16 protein-coding genes are annotated in these 18,701 nt (G+C 74.5%); 4 read left to right on the forward strand and 12 right to left on the reverse strand.

The annotated features are described in order from the left end of the window. Positions 1–50 precede the first annotated feature (50 nt). The 7 genes from HCK00_RS13805 to HCK00_RS13835 form a co-directional block, all read right to left on the reverse strand. Complete coding sequence (locus HCK00_RS13805; protein ID WP_168102203.1) at positions 51–2,639, reverse strand: ATP-dependent Clp protease ATP-binding subunit; 2,589 nt, start codon at positions 2,637–2,639, stop codon at positions 51–53. Positions 2,640–2,954: 315 nt separating this feature from the next. Beyond that, a complete protein-coding gene (locus tag HCK00_RS13810; protein WP_375781968.1) occupies positions 2,955–4,175 on the reverse strand; it encodes a cytochrome P450 family protein in 1,221 nt (406 codons plus the stop codon). Continuing rightward, positions 4,070–5,521 (reverse strand): cytochrome P450, encoded by a 1,452-nt coding sequence (locus HCK00_RS13815; RefSeq protein WP_375781963.1) that lies wholly within the window; start codon positions 5,519–5,521, stop codon positions 4,070–4,072. The genes HCK00_RS13810 and HCK00_RS13815 overlap by 106 nt, the downstream gene beginning before the upstream one ends. Further along, positions 5,518–6,117, reverse strand: a complete 600-nt coding sequence (locus HCK00_RS13820) for a GTP-binding protein (protein ID WP_168102205.1) — start codon at positions 6,115–6,117, stop codon at positions 5,518–5,520. The genes HCK00_RS13815 and HCK00_RS13820 overlap by 4 nt, the downstream gene beginning before the upstream one ends. Beyond that, a complete protein-coding gene (locus HCK00_RS13825; RefSeq protein WP_168102206.1) occupies positions 6,095–6,454 on the reverse strand; it encodes a DUF742 domain-containing protein in 360 nt (119 codons plus the stop codon). Before HCK00_RS13825 ends, HCK00_RS13820 begins: the two co-directional genes overlap by 23 nt. Further along, the gene (locus HCK00_RS13830) at positions 6,451–6,876 is read right to left on the reverse strand and encodes a roadblock/LC7 domain-containing protein (protein WP_168102207.1); all 426 of its coding nucleotides are present in this window, start codon (positions 6,874–6,876) and stop codon (positions 6,451–6,453) included. Before HCK00_RS13830 ends, HCK00_RS13825 begins: the two co-directional genes overlap by 4 nt. Further along, on the reverse strand, positions 6,873–8,267 hold the full coding sequence (locus tag HCK00_RS13835; RefSeq protein WP_168102208.1) for an ATP-binding protein: 1,395 nt from the start codon (positions 8,265–8,267) through the stop codon (positions 6,873–6,875). The genes HCK00_RS13830 and HCK00_RS13835 overlap by 4 nt, the downstream gene beginning before the upstream one ends. Positions 8,268–8,705: 438 nt before the next feature. Here HCK00_RS13835 and HCK00_RS13840 point away from each other — a divergent pair, with 438 nt between their 5' ends. Both HCK00_RS13840 and HCK00_RS13845 read left to right on the forward strand, forming a co-directional pair. Further along, the gene (locus tag HCK00_RS13840; protein WP_168102209.1) at positions 8,706–9,323 is read left to right on the forward strand and encodes a flavin reductase family protein; all 618 of its coding nucleotides are present in this window, start codon (positions 8,706–8,708) and stop codon (positions 9,321–9,323) included. 293 nt (positions 9,324–9,616) lie between these two features. Next, positions 9,617–10,771: a CapA family protein gene (locus HCK00_RS13845; RefSeq protein WP_240965575.1), complete on the forward strand. Its 1,155-nt coding sequence runs from the start codon at positions 9,617–9,619 to the stop codon at positions 10,769–10,771. 56 nt (positions 10,772–10,827) lie between these two features. Here the strand turns inward: HCK00_RS13845 and HCK00_RS13850 are convergent, their stop codons facing one another. The 3 genes from HCK00_RS13850 to HCK00_RS13860 form a co-directional block, all read right to left on the reverse strand. Beyond that, a complete protein-coding gene (locus tag HCK00_RS13850) occupies positions 10,828–11,988 on the reverse strand; it encodes an N-acetylmuramoyl-L-alanine amidase (protein ID WP_168102210.1) in 1,161 nt (386 codons plus the stop codon). A 249-nt stretch (positions 11,989–12,237) separates the two neighbouring features. Next, positions 12,238–13,113, reverse strand: coding sequence for an undecaprenyl-diphosphate phosphatase (locus HCK00_RS13855; RefSeq protein WP_168102211.1), 876 nt, complete (start codon positions 13,111–13,113; stop codon positions 12,238–12,240). Between the two features lie 263 nt (positions 13,114–13,376). After that, positions 13,377–14,078, reverse strand: coding sequence for a TVP38/TMEM64 family protein (locus HCK00_RS13860; protein WP_168102212.1), 702 nt, complete (start codon positions 14,076–14,078; stop codon positions 13,377–13,379). A gap of 406 nt (positions 14,079–14,484) precedes the next feature. Between HCK00_RS13860 and HCK00_RS27625 the strand changes: the two genes are divergently transcribed. Further along, a complete protein-coding gene (locus HCK00_RS27625) occupies positions 14,485–15,339 on the forward strand; it encodes a spermidine synthase (protein ID WP_311765312.1) in 855 nt (284 codons plus the stop codon). Between the two features lie 47 nt (positions 15,340–15,386). On the opposite strand, the gene HCK00_RS13870 is transcribed toward HCK00_RS27625, so the two are convergent. Together HCK00_RS13870 and HCK00_RS13875 are read right to left on the reverse strand one after the other, a co-directional pair. Continuing rightward, positions 15,387–16,778: an MFS transporter gene (locus HCK00_RS13870; protein WP_168102214.1), complete on the reverse strand. Its 1,392-nt coding sequence runs from the start codon at positions 16,776–16,778 to the stop codon at positions 15,387–15,389. 159 nt (positions 16,779–16,937) lie between these two features. Beyond that, positions 16,938–17,993 carry a DUF8017 domain-containing protein gene (locus HCK00_RS13875; protein ID WP_168102215.1) on the reverse strand — a complete coding sequence of 352 codons (1,056 nt, stop codon included), beginning with the start codon at positions 17,991–17,993 and terminating at the stop codon, positions 16,938–16,940. Between the two features lie 80 nt (positions 17,994–18,073). Between HCK00_RS13875 and HCK00_RS13880 the strand changes: the two genes are divergently transcribed. Continuing rightward, the gene (locus HCK00_RS13880; RefSeq protein WP_206320344.1) at positions 18,074–18,592 is read left to right on the forward strand and encodes a DUF4442 domain-containing protein; all 519 of its coding nucleotides are present in this window, start codon (positions 18,074–18,076) and stop codon (positions 18,590–18,592) included. Positions 18,593–18,701: the final 109 nt, after the last annotated feature.

Here is an 18,701-nt window from a genome sequence, read left to right on the forward strand (position 1 = left end):
CGGACCGGCGGCCACCGGCGCAGGGCTCGTCCCACCGGTCCGGCGGGACGTCAGGTCCCGTTCTCCCGCCCGGCCGCCGCCTCAGCCTCCGCCGCCTCCTCCGCCGCTGCGCCGTCGGGCGTGAAGGAGAGCGCTCCGTCCGCCACGTCGACCCGCAGCCGGCCGTGCGGCCGGAGTTCGCCGCGGAGCAGCATCCGGGAGAGGTGGATGTCCACCTCGCGCTGGATGGTGCGGCGCAGCGGCCGTGCCCCGTACTCGGGCTGGTAGCCGCGGTGTGCCAGCCAGTCGACGGCGTCCGGGCTGAAGTCCACGGCGATGTCCTGGGCGTGCAGCCGCCGCCGGGTGTCCTCCAGCAGCATGTCGGTGATCTGCCGCAGCTGGTCGTCGGCGAGCCGCCGGAAGATCACGGTCTCGTCGATCCGGTTGAGGAACTCGGGCCGGAAGTGCTCCCTCAGCGGACGCAGCACGCGTTCCCGGCGCGCCTCCTCGTCGGCCTCCGCCTCGGCGGACCCGAAGCCGAGGGTGGTCGGGCGGCCGGTCGCCTCGGACCCCAGGTTGCTGGTCATGACGATGACGGTGTTGGTGAAGTTCACCGTGCGGCCCTGGGCGTCGGTCAGCCGCCCGTCGTCCAGCACCTGGAGCAGCAGGTTGAAGACGTCCGGGTGCGCCTTCTCCACCTCGTCCAGCAGGAGCAGGGCGTAGGGGTTCCGGCGCACGGCCTCCGTGAGCTGCCCGGCCTCCTCGTGCCCGACGTATCCGGGGGGCGCGCCGACCAGCCGGCTGACGGTGTGCTTCTCCTGGTACTCGCTCATGTCGAGGCGGACCATGCGCTCGTCGCTGCCGAACAGCGCCTCGGCCAGCGCGCGGGCCAGTTCCGTCTTGCCCACCCCGGTGGGGCCGAGGAAGAGGAAGGAGCCGATGGGGCGGTCCGGCGAGGCCAGCCCGGCCCGGGAGCGCAGCACCGCGTCGGCGACGGCGGTGACCGCCTCGTCCTGCCCGACGACCCGGTGGCGCAGATGTTCCTCCAGCCCCAGCAGCCGGTCCTTCTCCTCCTGGGTGAGGCTGCTGACGGGGATACCGGTCTGCCGGGAGACGATGCCGGCGATGTCCTCCACGGTGACCTCGGCGATGCGGTGGTTCGGTTTCCGCTGCCGGTCCCGGCCGTCCGCGATCCGCCGTTCCACCTCGGCGATCCGGTCGCGGAGCTGGGTGGCGCGCTCGTAGTCCTCCGCGCCCACCGCCTGCGCCTTGTCCAGGGTCAGCTGTTCCGCCTCCCGCTCCAGGGCGCGGATGTCGGTGCCGCGGGTGGAGGAGCGCAGCCGCACCCGGGCGCCGGCCTGGTCCATCAGATCGATCGCCTTGTCGGGCAGGTACCGGTCGGTGAGGTAGCGGTCGGCGAGTTCCACGGCGGCGACCAGCGCCTCGTCGGCGTAGCGGACCTGGTGGTGCGCCTCGTAGGCGTCGCGCAGGCCGCGCAGGATCTCCACGGCGTCCGCCGTGTCCGGCTCCGGCACCAGGATCGGCTGGAACCGCCGGGCGAGCGCGGCGTCCTTCTCGATGTGGAGCCGGTACTCCTCCAGCGTCGTCGCGCCGATGACGTGCAGTTCGCCTCGGGAGAGGGCCGGCTTGAGCATGTTGCTCGCGTCCATCGGCCCGCTCTCGGACCCGCCCCCGGCGCCCACCACGGTGTGCAGCTCGTCGATGAAGACGATCAGCTCCCCGGAGTGCGCACGGATCTCGTCGATGATGCCGGTCAGCCGCTCTTCGAAGTCGCCCCGGTAGCGGGTGCCGGCCACCACGCCCGCCAGGTCGAGCTGGACGACGCACCGCCCCAGCAGCACGTCCGGGACATCGGCCGAGGCGATCCGCTGGGCCAGTCCCTCGACGACGGCGGTCTTGCCCACGCCCGCCTCGCCGATGAGCACCGGGTTGTTCTTGCCGCGGCGGGCCAGTACCTCGACGGTCTGCTCGATCTGCTCGTCGCGGCCGATGACCGGGTCGATCCGGCCCTGGCGGGCCAGCTCGGTGAGGTCCCGGCCGTACTTGTCGAGGTTCGGGGTGTTCCGTTCGCCCGCGCCGGGCGGGTGCTCGGGCCCCCCGGGCGCGGGCGCGGCCGTCGCCCCCTGCTGGTTCCGGGGGCCGGGGTCGAAGTGGGCCGCGTCGAGGATCTGCCCCGCGGCGGAGTCCCGGTTGACGGCGAGGGCGATCAGCAGATGCTCCGGGCCGATGTAGGAGGCGCCGGTGGACCGGGCCACCTCGTGGGCGTCGAGCAGGGCGCGTTTGACGGCGGGGCTGACCGACACGGTGTTCCGCGGCGGGCCCTCGTCGGCGGAGCGGTCGATCTCCTCGGCGATGCGGTCCGGGTCGGCGCCCGCCCGTGCCACCATCGTCCGGGTCGGTTCCGTGGTCAGCGCGGCCCGCAGCAGGTGCTCGGTGTCCAGGTCGGCGCTGCCGTGCTCGGCCGCGTAGCCGGCCGCGTCGGAGACGAGCCGTCGCGCGGGCTCACTCATCAGACGGCCGAAGTCCAGATACCGGGAACCCGGCGGACGCCGTGAGCCGGCGGCACCCAGGAAGCGCGCGAGGAAGTCTCCGATGGGGTCCCGTCCGAAGCCTTCGGGACCTGTGTACCCGCTGGTCATAGGCGTTCCGTCCTGCCGGCCACACCGCCGGCCGGCCTCCGTCGATCGTTCACGGCTCCTGCGCGGGTTTCCCACGCGGCTGTCCCGACACCTCTCGCCGCCCGCCGATCTCCGGCCCGCCCGTCCTCCCGCCGCCGGTGGCCCGCGCCGCCCGGCCTCCGGGCGGCGGGCCGGTGCACCGTCTTCCCCGCGTCACCGGCCCGGGCGCCGGCCCCGGCGGGCGCCTTTCCGCGAGCGCGACGCGCCGCGGCCCCGTCCCGCCCGGCCGTGAGGCCAGGAGGGACGGGGCCGCGGCGCGCGGAACCCGGGAGCCGGTCAGCCCGCCCCGGGGCCGGCCGGGCGCAGGACCACCGGCAGGGTGCGGTGCCCGTTGGAGATGAAGGAGGCGATGTGTCCCAGCTCCTCCGTGGGCCGGGCCAGCTCCATCTCCGGGAAGCGCTCGAAGAGCGCCGGAAGCGCGATCTCCGCCTCCAGCCGGGCCAGCGGGGCGCCCAGGCAGAAGTGCACCCCGTGGCCGAAGGCCAGATGCTCCTTGTTGACGCGGGTGAGGTCGAAGCCGGCGGCGTCCGGGCCGTGGTACGCGGGGTTGCGCCCGGCCGCCGCGTAGGCGGCGAGGATCGCCTCCCCCTTCCGGATGGTGACCTCGCCCGCCTGGATGTCCTCGACGGCGTAGCGCAGCGGCAGGCTGGCTATGGGCGCGTCGACCCGCAGCGTCTCCTCGATCACGTCGGACCAGGCCGCCCGGCCCTCGCGGACCAGGGCGAGCTGCTCGGGGTGGGTGAGCAGCAGGTGGATGGCGTTGTCCAGCAGGTTGACCGTCGTCTCGTGACCGGCGCTGATCACCAGCAGCAGGGTGTCGACCAGCTCGCCCTCGGTCAGCCGGGAGCCGTCCTCCTCGCGGTTGGAGATCAGCAGGCTGGTCAGGTCGTCGCCGGGGGTCTCCCGCTTCAGCGTCACCAGCTCGCCGAGCAGCGCGTGCAGCCCTTCGAAGGTGGCGGCCACCTCGGCCGCGTCGGCCGTGGTGTTGAAGACGCTGTCCACCAGGGTGCGGAGACGTTCCCGCATACCGGCGTCGGCCACGCCGAACAACTCGCAGATGACCTGGATGGGGATGGGGTAGCAGTACCCCTCCCGCAGGTCGGCCGTGCCGCCCGCCGGAACGGCCGCGAGCCGCTCGATCAGCTCCCCGGTCACCTCCTCGATGCGCGGGCGGAGCGCGGCCGTACGGCGCGCCGAGAACGCCGGGGCCACGAGCTTGCGGAGCCGCCGGTGGTCGGCGCCGTAGGCGGTGAACATGTTCGTCACCGCCACCCAGGTGAACAGCGGCCAGTCGGGGGTGATCTCGCCGTTGATCCAGGCCGGCCAGTGCTGCCGCGGGTCCTTGGAGACCCGCGGGTCCGTCAGCAGCTCCTTCAGCAGCGCCGGGTCACTTACTGCCCACGCCACCACTTTGCCAGGGAGTTCCACCAGCCCGACCGGCCCCTGCTCCCTGACGCGGGCGGCTTCGCCGTGGATGTCGCTGCCGGTGGGGTCGATGACGAGGGGGCGGGTTGTGGTGTCCATCCACTGTCTCCAAGAGTTCTCTCTGCGACCGCGGAGGCGGCGATCGGGGGGAAACGGACCGGAAGGGAGGCCAGCGCACGGTGGAAGGGCCCGTGACGCCAACTCAGCTGATCTACCCCGACCGCCAGTTCGATATCCGGAAGCCGATCGAGGAGTTTCTCCACCGCCACCGCGGCGATCAGCCGGGCCGGGTCCTTCGCCGGGCAGCCGTGCGGCCCGGCGCTCCACGCCAGATGCGCGCGGTTCCCCGCGCGCCGGTCGGAGACCAGCGAGGGGTCGTTGTTGGCGGACGCCAGGCTGATCAGCACCGGCTCGCCCGGACGGAGCAGGTGGTTGCCCAGCTCCTGCTCGTACAGCGGGAAGTGGACGCAGTAGTTGGCCATGGGCGGGTCCGTCCACAGCACCTCGTCCAGCGCGTCCTCCACCGGCAGGGAGCCGCCCGCCAGGTCACCGGCGAAGCGGTCGTCGGCCAGCAGCAGCCGCAGCCCGTTGCAGATGAGGTTCTGCTGCGGCTCGGTGCCCGCGCCCATCAGCAGGATCAGCTGGTGGATCATCTCCTCGTCGGTGAGGCCGGCCGGGTGCGCCATCATCCAGGAGGTGATGTCCGGGCCCGGCTGGGACCGCTTGAGCGCCACCAGCTGGAAGACACTCTCGCCGAGGAGCTGGTTGCCCCTCTCGGCCTCCTCACCCTCGGAGTTGAAGATGGCGGACATGCCGGTGACCAGCTTCGCGCCGATCTCGGGGGGACAGCCGAAGAGCTGCTCGAAGACCAGCAGCGGCAGCTGCGCGCCGTACTCGGAGAGCAGGTCCGCCTCGCCGCGCGGGCCGAAGCGGTCGATGAGGGTGTCGGCGCTCTGCTCGACGTAGCTGCGGAGCGCGTTGGGGTCGACCCGCTCCAGACTGTCGTTGATCGCGCCGCGCAGCCGGGCGTGCTCCGCCCCGTCGGTCCACAGGGCGTTCGGCCGGTACATCATCATCGGCACGACGGGGCTGTCGTCCGGGACCGTGCCGTCCGCCCGCGCGCGCCAGCGCCGCGAGTCCGCGGAGAACCGCTCGGGGCTGCGGAGCACGTCGAGGGCGGTCTCGTACGAGGTCACCAGCCACGCCTCGACGCCTTCGGCGAGTTCCACCGGAGCCACCGGCCCGTAGCGGCGCAGCCGGGCGTAGGTCGCGGCCGGGTCGGCGGCGAACGCGGGGCCGTAGAGGCGCTCGACGCCGGTGTCCACGCCGGACCGGGGGGGCCCGCCCGCCGCGTCGGCGTGGGCGGGACAGCCGGGCGGCGGCTGGGTCTGCTGCCCGGGGGATTGCGGGGTGGTCACATGCTCTCCTGCGCGAGACGGGTCTGGAGGTACTGGACGAGGGCGATCAGGGCGTGCGTGGAGGAGACGGGGTCCCGCGCGTCACACGTGATCAGCGGGGTCTCCGGGAGGAGGTCGAGCGCCTCACGGATCTCCGTGTCGGGGTACCCGGGAGCGTCGTCGAAGCGGTTGACCGCCACGGCGTAGGGGACCCCGTGCTCCTCCAGCAGTCCCATGACGTCGAAGGACTGGTCGAGCCTGCGGGTGTCGGCGAGCACCAGCGCGCCCAGGGCGCCATGGGTCATGTCCCGCCACAGGCGGGTGAACCGCTTCTGGCCCGGGGCGCCGAAGAGGTAGAGCACCAGGTCCTCGCTGAGCGTCAGCCGGCCGAAGTCCATGGCCACGGTGGTGGTGGACTTCTGGGGCACACCGGCGAGGTCGTCGATGTGCGCGCCGGCCTCCGACAGCGTCTCCTCGGTGCGCAGCGGCTTGATCTCCGAGAGGGTGCCCACGAAGGTGGTCTTGCCGACGGCGAAGTGCCCGACGATCAGGATCTTGGCCGTGGTACTGACCGTGTCCGGGAGGTATACGTGGTCAGAGGCGAGCACGGAGCCCATCGAGCACCTCCTGCAAGAGCTGGGCCTGGGGGAGTTCCGCCCGCGGTACCGGGGCGCGGGCGGTGATGTGACCACTGTCGATCAGGTCGCTGAGCAGGACCTTGGTGACGCTGATCGCCAGGTCCAGATGGCCCGCCACCTCCGCGACGGAGAGCGCCCCGCCCCGGCAGAGGTCCATCAGCCGCCGCTTCTCCGGACTCAGCCCCGCCAGGGGCCGGTCGGTCATGGCCATGACCAGCGTGACCAGGTCCAGAGTGTTGCGCGTCGGGTGCGCGCGACCGTCCGTCACCACGTACGGACGTACCAGTCCCCGCTCCTTCCTGCGGGGCGGGCTCATACCGGCCTGCCGGCGTGGTGGACGGCGTCCTGGCGGGGCGGACTGGTCAGCTCCTTGCCGAGCCGGTCGACCAGCTTGTGCATCCGGTAGGTGACGGCCTCCATGTCCACCTCGGGGGAGGCGGACACCGCGAGGTAGGCGCCGGTGCCGGCGGCCACCAGGAAGACGTAGCCGTCACTGAACTCGACCAGCGTCTGCTGCCAGGGGGACTCCTCCCGGGCGCAGAACTCGGCCGTGGAGCGGCTGATGGACTGAAGGCCCGAGAGCGCCGCCGCCTGGCGGTCCGCCTCGTCCCGGCTGATCCCCTCGGAATGGGCCCGGAGCATGCCGTCCGCGGAGAGCAGGATGGCGTGCCGGGCCTCGGGCACGTTGAGCAGGTCGTCGAGCATCCAGCCCAGATCGTTGACCGTACGAGAGTTCATTCCTGCGTGGTCCCTTCATCGTCCGGGGAGGGGAGACGGCCGGAGCGGGTGCCGCGCGCGAAGGCGCTCATCCGGGAGGCGGTCTCGTGTGCCGGGCGGGCGGCCGGCGCGTCGGTGTCCTGCTGCGCCGCGTCACCACGGGTGGCGGCGACGTGCTCCGGCACGGGCGCACGGCGACGGCGCTTGGGCAGGCCGAGAGCGGTGGCGGCGGGCGCGGGCCCGGGCTCCTCCGGCCGGTCGGTCGCGGACCGTACGGGTTCGGGCCGTACGGGCTCGGACCGCTCGGCGGCGGCGGGGCGGGCGGGCGCGGCCTGTGGCGCGGCCGGAGCCGGCCGGGGCGCCGCAGCGGGGGCGGGGGTGGGGTGGGTCCCGGCCGTGGCCGGGTGGTCGGCGTTCACGCTCGTGAGCAGCTCCTTGGGGAGGAACACCACGGCGCGGACACCTCCGTAGGGTGACCGGGTGTCCACGGACACGGTGAATCCGTACCGGGCCGCGAGTACGCCGATCACGGCGAAGCCGAACTGGGGCGGATCGCCCAGCCGGTTGATGTCGATGTCCTGGCGTCCGGCGAGGAGCATGGACGCCTTCTGGATCTCCCGGCTGTCCATGCCGACACCGGCGTCGTCGATCACGATGGCGGTGCCGTTGTGCGCGGGGCGCAGCGTGACCTCGACCTGGGTGTTGGGCTGTGAGTGGCGCGCGGCGTTGTCGAGCAGCTCGGCGACCGTGAGCACCACGGGTTCCACGGCCCGGCTCACCACGGCCAGATCGACCTGGGCGCTCACCTCGACGCGCCGGTAGTCACGGATCCGCGACTTCGCGCCGCGGACGACGTCGACCAGCGGCGAGGCGGCGCGCTGCCGGCCCGGCCAGGAGCCGCAGAGGACGGCGATGCCCTGGGCACGCCGCCCGAACTGGGCATTCGCGTGGTCGATCTCCAGCAGGTCCTGGAGCACATGAGGGCTGTCGTGGTTGTCCTGCATGTCGGTGATGGCGAGCTGCTGCTCGTTCGCCAGACCCTGAAGGGCGCGCATCGACGCCTTCAGCGCGGCCTTCGCCGACTGGTCGGCGCGGGAACGCGCGCGGTCGGCGGCGCTGCTGAACAGGTCGATCACGGTCTGCAGGGACTCGGCGAAGGAGGTGCCGGCCAGCCGGTCGTGCAGCAGGCCGGGCAGCGCCCCCGGCTGATGCTGCGAGGACTGCAGGGCTGGGAGGCGGACCTCCACCAGATGCCGGGCCTCTTGGTCACGGGCGCGGAGCCCGTCCTCCAGTGCCGTCGCGTGCCTGCGGAGCGCCCGGGTGATGCCGTGCTGACGGAGCAGCAGGACCAGGGCGGCGACCAGGCCGGCGACGAGGCACCAGAAGACGACCTCCGGTGCGAATTGGGTCATCGGATCCTCGTTCTCGGGGGGCGAGGGCAGACCGGGGGAGATGCGACGACGGGCGACCGCCGGCACCCGAGCCCGCCCGGATCCGCGCAGGGGAGTACCGGCGGACGACACACGGGAGATGGTGGCCCCGCTGTCGGCGTCCGCCACGGAATGCTGATGTGGTCATCATCTTAATCATGGAAGCGGAAGCCAAGTCGCACTGCGTTCCGTGAAGTTGACGTAGAGAGAAATAGCCGCCGCACATGCGTGTTACCAGACGTAATGCCTGGTCCGTCAGGGTCCGTCAAACTCCACCCGAGGGGGGCGCCGTGGGGCGGAGTGCCCCCCTCCCGGCAGGATGCGCGCTTCCTCCTACCGCCGGGCTCCCTCCGGCACGGATCCGCCCGCGCCCGCCGGGCCCACCGTCCGGGGCTCCGGACGAGAGGGAATACTGGCCCCATGCGTATCGACTTCGACCCCGCCGACCTCGGCCGGAACCGGCTCTACTCGCTGCTGAACGCGGTGGTCGTGCCCCGCCCCATCGCCTGGGTCTCCACCACCTCGGCGGACGGCGTCGACAACCTCGCCCCGCACTCGTACTTCACCATCTCCTGCGTGGCGCCGCCCGTCGTCCAGTTCACCTCCGTGGGACGCAAGGACTCGCTGCGCAACATCGAGCGGACCGGCACCTTCGTGGTCAACCTCGCTCCCGAGCCGCTCTTCGAGCAGATCAACGCCACCGCCACCGACTTCCCGCACGGCGTGTCCGAGTTCGACGCGGTCGGCGTCGCCCGGGAGCCGAGCCTCAAGGTGGCACCCCCGCGGGTGGCCGGGTCGCCCGCCGTGCTGGAGTGCGAGCTGCACAGCACCGTCCGGCTGGGGGACTCCACGGTGGTCTTCGGCCGCGTCGTGCACGCGGCCGTCTCCGAGGACATGCTGGTCGACGGCCACCCCGAGGTGACACGGCTGCGGCCGCTCACCCGGCTCGGCAAGGACGAGTGGGGCACCCTCGGCGAGGTCCGGGAGATCTCCCGCGTCCGGTACGCCGACCGGCCCACGCCGGAGGGCGGCGCGTAAGACCGGGGATGCCGGCCGCGTTCACGGCTCCGTGACCCGGGCGGCCGTACCGGGCTGTCGTCCGCCCCGCTCCGGGGTGAGGCTGCCCTCAGGGGGCGTCACCGAGGCGCAGGGAGACCCCGTTGAACGGTGGACACGGCAGTCGCGGCAGTCACGGCGGATACCGCCGTCACGGCGGACACGGCGGGTGGCCGGAGCGGACCGGCGGGCGGCCGCTGGGACCGGCCGGTCCCGTCCGCCCCCGGTGGCCGGTCCGGACGGGCCTGTACCTCGGCGCGCTCGCCGCCGTGGTGCTGGCGTCCTGCACGGCACGGTCCGCCCTGCCCGGCAGCGGGGCGGGCGGTGGGCCGGGCCCGGGGAACGGGGCCGCGGCGGCCGGGCGCACCGCCTTCACGGTGCTGGCGTCCGGGGACGTCATCCCCTACCCGTCCGTCATCGAGCAGGCCCGCCGCGATGCCGGTGGTGGTGCCGGTGAGAGCGGGCCTTCCGGTACCGGCGCGCCGGGAGCGGGCCGGGCCGGTCCCGCGGGGGCCGTGGACCACGACTTCCGGCGCATCCTCGCCGGCGTCCGGCCCGCCGTGTCCGCCGCCGATGTGGCGGTGTGCCATCTGGAGACACCGCTGGGGCCCGAGGAGGGCCCGTTCACCGGCTACCCCCTCTTCCGCTCCCCGCCCCAGCTCGCCGAAGGGCTGCGGGACACCGGTTACGACACCTGCTCCACATCCTCCAACCACACCCTCGACGACGGGTTCGCCGGTGTCCGGCGCACCCTGGACGCCCTGGACCGGGCCGGGGTCCGCCACGCGGGCTCGGCGCGCGGGGCCGCCGAGGCGCGCCGCCCCGCCCGGCTCCGGGCCGGCGGCGCGGAGATCGCCCATCTGGCCTACACCTACGGCACCAACGGCATACCTCTGCCCGGGGGCCGGACGTGGGCCGTGAACCTGCTCGACCCGGACCGGGTGGTCGCCGACGCCCGGGCGGCGCGCCGGGCCGGTGCCGACGTCGTCCTGGTCAGCCTGCACTGGGGCACCGAGTGGCAGCAGGAGCCGGACGCCGCCCAGCGGTCCCTGGCCCGCCGGCTCACCGCGGCCCGCACCGGTGGCCGTCCCGACATCGACCTGCTGATCGGCACGCACAACCACGTGCCGCAGCCGTACGAGAAGGTGGGCGGCACCTGGGTGGTCTACGGCCTCGGCGACCAGGTCGCCAGCTTCGTGCCCGCCAAGTTCCGCGGGAACGAGGGTTCGATGGCCAGATTCACCTTCGTTCCCGAGGGTGACCGCTGGACCGTGCGGAAGGCCGAGTTCCTCCCCGTCCACTCCGACACCGGGCCGCCGTTCCGGGTGGTCACCGCCACCGCCGGCCGGTTCCCGGAGGTCCGGGACCGGGTGCGCCGGGCCGTCCTCAGCCGTGGCGCGGCGGCGGACGGCCTCACGGAGGGCCGCTGAGACCGGCCGGTCCCGTCCGCCGCGGTCCGCCGCGCCCCCTGCGGCCACCCCGCGGGTCACGCGCGTTGCACCAGTTCCATGTAGCGCTTCCAGTCCCAGTACGGCCCCGGGTCGGTGTGGTCGTTGCCCGGGACCTCCCCGTGACCGACGATGTGCGCCCGGTCCTTGGGGATGCCGTGGGTCTCGCAGAGGTACGCGGTGAGCGCCGCGGACGAGCGGTACATGACGTCGGTGAACCATTTCGCGTCGTTGATCCAGCCCTCGTGCTCGATGCCCAGGGAGCGCGCGTTGGCCTGCCGGGCGTGGTAGGCGGTGTCCGCGTCCCGCACCGACTGGGTCACCGCGCCGTCCGAGGAGCGCACCACGTAGTGGGCGCTGACCTGGGAGGACGGATCGCGGAACCAGCTCACCGTGCCCTCGTAGGTGCCCTGCGCGACATGCACCACGACGGTGTCGATCCGGGCGGTGCGCCCCTTGCGGTAGTTGGCGGGATCGGCGGGGACCCAGCGGGCGGACGGGTAGTCACGGGCCGTGACCGGTGCCCTCCGGGCCTTGTCCGCCGGCTCCTCCCCGGGGACGCCCTCCGGCCCCGGCCCGGGCGTCCCGGCGTAGGGGCCGCGCTCCGGCCGTACCTCCTGCCCGGGAGTGACGACGGCCTCGCCGTCCGGGGTGCGGGCCCGCACCCCCTCGGCCAGGATCTGGTAGACGGTGTCGGCGTAGAAGCGGGCCCCGGTGCCGGGCTGCGCGCCGCCGTACCGGGCGACCGCCGGGTACCAGGCGGCGGCCCGGTGCCGCCGCTCCTCGCCCAGCCCGGCCTCGTCGGCGTAGGAGTCCAGGACCGCGGCGCCGCCCCGGATGTTGGCGGCGTCGTCGGTGCGCAGTTCCTCCTCGGGGGTGCCGGTCAGCTCGGACGCGCGCTCCAGGGTGTGCCCCCGCGCGTCGCCCACCAGGTGCATCACGCCGTACCCGCCGGCGTGGCTGGGCTCGCCGTCGTGCCCGTCGAGCCGTGTCTCCGCGTAGGCGAGGGCCACGAGGAGGTCCCGGGGGACGCCGAACTCGTCCGCGGCCCGGGAGAACGCCTCGTTCACCGGGCCGTGCGTGTTCGGGGTCGCGGGCGAGGCGGTGGCGCCGGCGGGGACGGTGAGGGTGAGGACCGTGGCGACGGCGGTGCCGAGCAGGACGTGGCGGCCGGGTCGCCGGGGGGAGCCGGGATGCATGGAGCGCTTCCTCTCTGATCCGCCGGCCGCGGGCCGGACGGGAGAGGAGGCCCGCGGGCGGCCGTCGTGGGCCGGCCCGCGGACGGCCGGGGCCGGGGTCTGCCAAGGGCCATTGGACGCCGCGCCACCCGGCTCCGGCGGAGGGCACGCGCCGGCCGCGCCGTGTTGTCCCGCGCACGGACGCAGCCGGCGGGGCCGTTCGTGCGTACCGGGGAGCGCGGGGCCCCGCCGTGCCGCGCCGCCCGGACGTCAGCCGGCGGACTCGCCCGCGTGCGGGCTGAGCACCCCGGCCCCGATCAGCGCGAACAGCAGCAGGCCGAGGGCGATCCGGTAGACCACGAAGGGCATGAAGCTCCGCCGGGTGATGAACTTCATGAACCAGGCGATGACGGCGTATCCGACGGCGAAGGCCACGAAGGTCGCGAAGACCGTCGGCCCCCAGGCGACATGGCTGTCACCGCCGATCTCCTTGAGCTCGTAGGCACCCGAGGCCAGCACGGCGGGGATGGCCAGCAGGAAGGAGTAGCGGGCCGCGGCCTCGCGGGAGTACCCCATGAAGAGACCGCCGCTGATCGTCGCGCCGGACCGGGAGACGCCGGGCACCAGGGCCATCGCCTGGCAGAAACCGAAGATCAGGCCGTCCCGGACACCCAGGTCCCGCAGGGTCTTGAGCGGCCTGGACGCCCGGTGCCGGCCACCGGTCGCGGCGCGGGCCGACAGCCGGTCCGCGATGCCCAGCACGATGCCCAGCACGATCAGCGTGGTGGCGATCAGCCGGAGGTCACGGAACGGGCCCTCGATGTGGTCCTTGAGAGTGATCCCGAGCACGCCGATCGGGAGGGAGCCGACGATCACCAGCCAGCCCAGCACCGCGTCATGGTCGGACCGCATCTCCTTGTTCACCAGGGAGCGTGACCACGCGGACAGGATGCGCCCGATGTCCTTGCGGAAGTAGATCAGCACCGCGGCCTCCGTGCCGATCTGTGTGATCGCCGTGAAGGCCGCACCCGGGTCCTGCCAGCCGGAGAACGCCGCCACCAGCCGCAGATGGGCGCTGGAGGAGATCGGGAGGAACTCGGTCAGCCCCTGGACGAGCCCGAGGATGAGTGATTCGAACCAGGACATGGAGCTGTGCCACCCACAGGAGGATCGGGCCCCGGCCGCCGGGGCCGCGGACGCGGACCGGCCCGGAAGGGCGTGGACTGCCCGGCGCGGCCGCTCACCGCCCGGGCACGGCGGGCGCGCGTGCCGGCGGCCGGCTGACCGCGTGCCGGACGGGGGGCACTGTAACGCCCCAGGGTGAACACGCTCACCAGGTGGACGTCATGGCCGGCCGCGGCCGGTCCGGCGCCGGGAGCCCGTGGGCCCTTGCCCGCGCGGATTCCCGCTCAGGCCGCCCGGACCCGGCCGCGCCGGCGCCAGCCGACGAGCACCGCGGCCACCCCGCTGAGCACGATGAACCCGGTGGCGGCGAGGAACTCGGGGGAGGTCGGCGACGCGGCGCGACTGCCGGCGATCACGTACGCGGCGGTGTTGGGGATGCAGCCCAGCCCGGTGGCGAGCAGGAAGGGCAGCAGCCGCATCCGGGAGACGGCCGCACAGTAGTTCGCCGCCGCGAAGGGCACCCCCGGGACCAGCCGCACCACCAGCGTCGAGCGGAAGCCGTGGTCGCTGAGCTGCCGGTCGGCGGCGGTGAGCCAGCGGCCGCGGAGCAGGGTGCGCAGGGCGTCCTGGCCGAGGGCGCGGCCCAGGCAGAAGGCGATGCCCGCGCCGAGGACCGTGCCCGCGACCGTCGCCATCAACCCGAACTGCGAGCCGAACAGGGCGCCGCCGGCCAGGTTGAGCACCGGGCGCGGCAGCAGCGCGGCCGTGCACACGCCGTAGACGGCGGCGAAGAGCACCACGGCCCCGCCGTCCGAGACCCGGGGCGGCCACCCCGAGGCGAGTAGCCGCTGTGGCTCCATCAGGGCGACGGCCGTGGCCGCGCAGCCGACGAGGAGCACCAGCAGCGTCAGCCGCGACCACGGGGAGAGCAGGACCCCGGCGGCGCGAGCGGTCCAGCCGGGTGACTGCGGGGGACTGTGGTGCATGCGGGGGAGCCTAACGGACACCCGCGCCGGCCGCCGCACAAGTGAGGCCGTCCAGCGGGCCGGTGACCGCCTCTCCCGGCCCGCGCGGCCCCGTCCCCGCCGGTGGCGGGACACGCGTGGCCGGCTCCCGTCCGTCCGCAGGTCAGCCGCAGGTCAGCCGCGGGCCGGGGCGGAGCGGGGCGCGCCGCGGACGGGCCGGCTCCCGCGCCGCCGCGCCGGTGCCCGCGCGGGCCGGGCCACCGTGGTGAGGGTCACGGGCCCGGCCGGGCTCTCCCGGCGTGCCGGGACGGCCGGCGGCCCGGGGCCGCACCGGCGCGCGGCGGCCTGCCGGCTCCACCGGCGCGGCCCCGGGGCGCCGTCGTTCCCCGGCGCCGCCCGTCCCGGCCCGGCACGGCACAATGGCCGGGTGGAGGAGCCCATACCCGTGAGCCGGGCCGTCGACGGCGGCCTGGCCAAACTGATGCCCGATGTCGACCGGGAGCGGGCCTACCTGCTCACCCTGGACGGCGCCCCCCAGTCGTACGTCGACCTCGACGCGCCCGAGCACCTGGAGTTCGAGTACGCCCGGCGCGTCGCCCACGTCCTTCACGCCGCCGTCGGGGACCCGCCCGCCGGCGGGCCCGGGCCGGACGTTCTGCACCTCGGTGGCGGCGCCCTGACCCTGCCCCGCCATGTGGCCGCCACCCGGCCCGGCTCCCGGCAGGCCGTCGTCGACACCGACGGGGAACTGCTCCGCTTCGTCACCGAAGTGCTGCCGCTGCCGCCGGACAGCGGGATCACCCTCCATGTCGCCGACGCCCGCGCCTGGCTGGAGAGTGCGCCGGCCGCCGGGCACGACCTGCTGATCGCGGACGTCTTCGGCGGCACCCGGATGCCGCCCCACCTCACCACCGCCGAGTACGCCCGGGCGGCGGCTCGTGTCCTGCGCCCCGGAGGCGTCTACGTGGCCAATGTCGCCGACGGCCCGCCGCTGGACTTCCTCCGCTCCCAACTCGCCACCCTCGGGTCGGTGTTCGAGCACCTCTGCCTGATCGCCGAGCCGGCGGTCCTGCGCGGCCGCCGCTTCGCCAACAGCCTGGTCGTCGCCTCCGGGCGGGAGCTGCCGGTGGAGGAACTGGCCCGGCGCTGCGCGGCGGACCCGTTCCCGGCGCGGGTCGCGCACGGCGACGCGCTGGCGCGGCTGGTGGCGGGGGCCGCCGTGGTGCACGACGGGCAGACGGCGCCCCCGCCCGTGCCGCCGCCGGGCGCCTTCGAGGTCTGACGGGGCCCGGGCCACCGGGCCGCTCGGGCCGCGCCGGGCCCGCCGGATCAGCCGCGGCTCTGTGGCCCGGTGCCCTCCGGCCCGGTGGCCTCGCCCGCCGCCGGGGCGGACGGGCCGGTGGGGACGGGCGGCACGGGCGGGGCCGCCGGCAGGGCGGCGGTGGCCTTGCCGCCGAGCGCGTCCACCGTGCCGGGGGCGGCCGCCCCCGGTCCCCGGCGGGTGAGGTTCCGGACGTCCGGCACGGTCAGTACCGCCGCCGTGAGCAGGACGATCAGCGCCGAGCAGCCCCACAGCGCGGCCTCGCGCCCGAAGAGGTCCGCGGCGGGCCCGGCGAGGGCCGTCGCGACCGGCACCATGGCCACGGAGCCGAACCAGTCGTACGAGGAGACCCGGGAGAGCTTGTCCTCCGGGATCTCCTGGTGCAGCGCCGTCATCCAGCCGACCGCGAAGACCTCGACCGCCACGCCGCTCACCAGCATCACCAGGCACAGGGCCCAGACCGGCACCGGCACCGCCAGCGCCGCCGAGGGCAGGGCCAGCACGAAGACGGCCACACTGCCGGTGAACAGCATCCGGCGCGGCTTCAGCCGGGTCATCAGCAGGGCGCCCAGCACCGTGCCGGCGCCGAACGCCGCGAGGGCCAGGCCCCAGGAGCGCGCGCCGCCCAGCCGCTCCTGGGCGACCAGCGGCCCGTAGACCGCCTCGGCCGCGCCGACCACCGCGTTGATCACCGCGAACTGGAGGACGACCGCCCACAGCCACGTCCGGCCGGCCACCTCCCGCCAGCCCTCCCGCAGCTGCGCCGGAAGCCCGCCGGCGGGCGGCCGCTCGGGCATCTCCCGGATGTCGAGGAACGCCCGGAGGGCTGCCGCCACGGCGAAGGCGGCCCCGTCCAGGACGAGGACCCAGCCGGGTCCGGCCGCGGCGACGAGCAACCCGCCCAGAGCCGCGCCGCCGATGTTGGCCCCGCTCATGCCCATGCGGAAGAAGGCGAAGGCGCGCGCGGAGTGCTCACCGGAGACCGTGGCCAGCAGCATGCCCTCCGCGGCGGGGGCGAAGAACGCGTGCCCCGTGCCCCCGAGGGCGGACAGCAGCAGCACCGGCCAGAGCCCCGCGGACAGGGCCTCGCCGCTGAGCACCAGCAGGCCGAAGAGGGTCTGGGAGACGCAGTTGAGCGCGTTGGCGGCGACCATCACCCGGTGCCGGGGGAGGCGGTCCGCGACGGCGCCGCCGATGAGCAGGAAGACGACGAGCGGCACCGTGCGGGCCGCGGCGACCAGCCCCACGTCCGTCCCGCTGCCGCCGGACTCCAGCACCGCGAACGCCGCCGCGACCAGGGCCCCGGAGTTGCCGAGGCCGGTCACCACGGCGGCGGCGGTGAGCAGGGTGTAGTTCCGGCCCGCCCAGGCCGGGCGGCGGACCCGTGCCGGTGACGGCATGTCAGGACTCTTCTCGTGTCGGACGGACGGGGGTGCTCCGCCGCCGTGCTCCCGCCGGTGCGGGGAGGGGGACGGCGGCGGAGCGCGGTGGCGCGGCGGGCGGGTCCCCGTCCGGTTGCCCGGAGACCGTCCGGTACCCGGCGTCGGCGGGCCCGCGGCTCAGGAACTCTTCAGCGGCCGCAGGGTCTTCATGATCTTCTCGATGGTCTTGTCCGGGAGCTCGTCGTCGACGCCCGCCGCGGCGTAGAGACACCAGACCGCGTAGTCGCCGCCCTCCGTCGTGAAGGCGACGGTGTACGCCTTGCCGTCGGAGGAGCACTTGTTCTTCTTCTTCACGCCGGTGACCGTGGCGGTGGCCGTGTAGCCCTCGATCCCGTGGTCGCTCTTGAAGGACGTGGCCTCGGTGACCTTGCGGGTGCCCGTCTGGCCCTGGTCGAAGGCGGCGTAGACCCAGACCTCCGCCGCCGTCTCGGCCGCGTTCTGCAGGCTCTTCGCGCCCTGGGCGCCCTTGGTTCCCGCGGCGCCGAGGTCGTAGGAGTCGTCCCCGACGGTGCAGGAGTCCTCCTTGTAGTAGGCCGGCCCGGTCATCATGGTCACGGCGCCGGGTATCTCCTCCTTGCTGTTCTCGTCCTCGAACCCGATGCCGAGGGTCGGGGACTTCACCGCCCACTCCGAGGGGACGTCGAAGGCGTTCCGCCGCTTCGGGTTGACCACCGTCTGCCAGCCCTCGACCACCGGCTCGGCGGCCGGGTTGCCCGCGCGCGGGTTGTCCGGGTCGGGGCCGTCGCTCTCCTCCGCGCTCTGCGAGGGCGACGGGGAGCGGGAGGCCGAGGCGGAGGGCGACGGATCCGGGTCCCCGCCGGCCTGGCCGCCTCCGTCGTCACCGCCGAACACCAGGAAGCCGGTGACGCCCGCCGCCACCAGGACCGCGAGCGCGGCGCCGATGGCGACCGCCTTCGTCTTCCTCCCGTCGTCCGGCGGCTTCGGCGCGCCGGGGGTGCCGGGGGCCGCCCACTGGGCGGTCGGCTGCTGGTACGGGTTGGGCTGCTGGTACCCCGGCTGCTGCAGATAGGGGTTGGGCTGGGGCGGATGCCCCGCCTGCTGGTACGGGTGATGCTGCGCCGGCTGTCCCGGCTGCGCGGGTCCCTGCTGCGGATACGGCTGCGGGTCCTGCGGGTTCTGCTCGCCCCCGGGCGGCTGCTGTCCTGGCCACATGGCCGACAACGATAGAGCGGACGGTGACGTCCGGCCACGCCGGGCCGCACAGTTGTGCTACCCGCTGGTAACCTGCGGTCATGTCAGAGACGACGCCACCGGCCGCGACCTCCACCCCGCCTCCCTCGCCCGCCGCGCCCCCGTCCGCCGTGACCTCGTCCACCGCGACGGGTGACCTGCTGGCGGCCACCGTCCCCATGGTCCGCACCCTGGGGCTGGAGTTCGGCGAAACCACACCGGAGCGCGCGGCGGTCCGGCTGCCCGACCAGCCGGACTTCCACAACCATCTCGGCGGCGCGCACGCCGGGGCCATGTTCACGCTGGCCGAGTCCGCCAGCGGCGCCGTCGTCCTCGCCGCCTTCGGCGAGCAGCTCTCCCGGGCGGTGCCGCTCGCCGTCCGGGCCGAGATCCACTACCGGAAGGTCGCCCGGGGCCCGGTCACCGCGACCGCCCGCCTGGGCCGCCCGGCCGCCGAGGTGGTCGCGGAGCTGGACGGCGGCGCACGCCCGGAGTTCCCGGTGGAGGTGGTGCTGACCCGCGAGGACGGGGCCGTCACCGGGGAGATGACCATCGTCTGGACCCTGCGCCCGAACAGCTGAGCGGCAGGGCCGGCGCGGGGCCGCGCGCCGGCCCGCCGTACGGTACGCGGAGCCGCGGATCCGCGGTCACGCGGCTCCGTGGTGACCCGGTGACGTGGCGGCACAGCCG

This window comes from Streptomyces zingiberis (assembly GCF_012034935.1).
Taxonomy (GTDB): domain Bacteria; phylum Actinomycetota; class Actinomycetes; order Streptomycetales; family Streptomycetaceae; genus Streptomyces; species Streptomyces zingiberis.

Coding starts and splice junctions, on each gene's coding strand:
- HCK00_RS13805 (WP_168102203.1), bottom strand. CDS start 2,639: ATGACCAGCGGGTACACAGGTCCCGAAGGCTTCGGACGGGACCCCATC.
- HCK00_RS13820 (WP_168102205.1), bottom strand. CDS start 6,117: ATGGGCTCCGTGCTCGCCTCTGACCACGTATACCTCCCGGACACGGTC.
- HCK00_RS13825 (WP_168102206.1), bottom strand. CDS start 6,454: ATGAGCCCGCCCCGCAGGAAGGAGCGGGGACTGGTACGTCCGTACGTG.
- HCK00_RS13830 (WP_168102207.1), bottom strand. CDS start 6,876: ATGAACTCTCGTACGGTCAACGATCTGGGCTGGATGCTCGACGACCTG.
- HCK00_RS13835 (WP_168102208.1), bottom strand. CDS start 8,267: ATGACCCAATTCGCACCGGAGGTCGTCTTCTGGTGCCTCGTCGCCGGC.
- HCK00_RS13840 (WP_168102209.1), top strand. CDS start 8,706: ATGCGTATCGACTTCGACCCCGCCGACCTCGGCCGGAACCGGCTCTAC.
- HCK00_RS13850 (WP_168102210.1), bottom strand. CDS start 11,988: ATGCATCCCGGCTCCCCCCGGCGACCCGGCCGCCACGTCCTGCTCGGC.
- HCK00_RS13855 (WP_168102211.1), bottom strand. CDS start 13,113: ATGTCCTGGTTCGAATCACTCATCCTCGGGCTCGTCCAGGGGCTGACC.
- HCK00_RS13860 (WP_168102212.1), bottom strand. CDS start 14,078: ATGCACCACAGTCCCCCGCAGTCACCCGGCTGGACCGCTCGCGCCGCC.
- HCK00_RS13870 (WP_168102214.1), bottom strand. CDS start 16,778: ATGCCGTCACCGGCACGGGTCCGCCGCCCGGCCTGGGCGGGCCGGAAC.
- HCK00_RS13875 (WP_168102215.1), bottom strand. CDS start 17,993: ATGTGGCCAGGACAGCAGCCGCCCGGGGGCGAGCAGAACCCGCAGGAC.
- HCK00_RS13880 (WP_206320344.1), top strand. CDS start 18,074: ATGTCAGAGACGACGCCACCGGCCGCGACCTCCACCCCGCCTCCCTCG.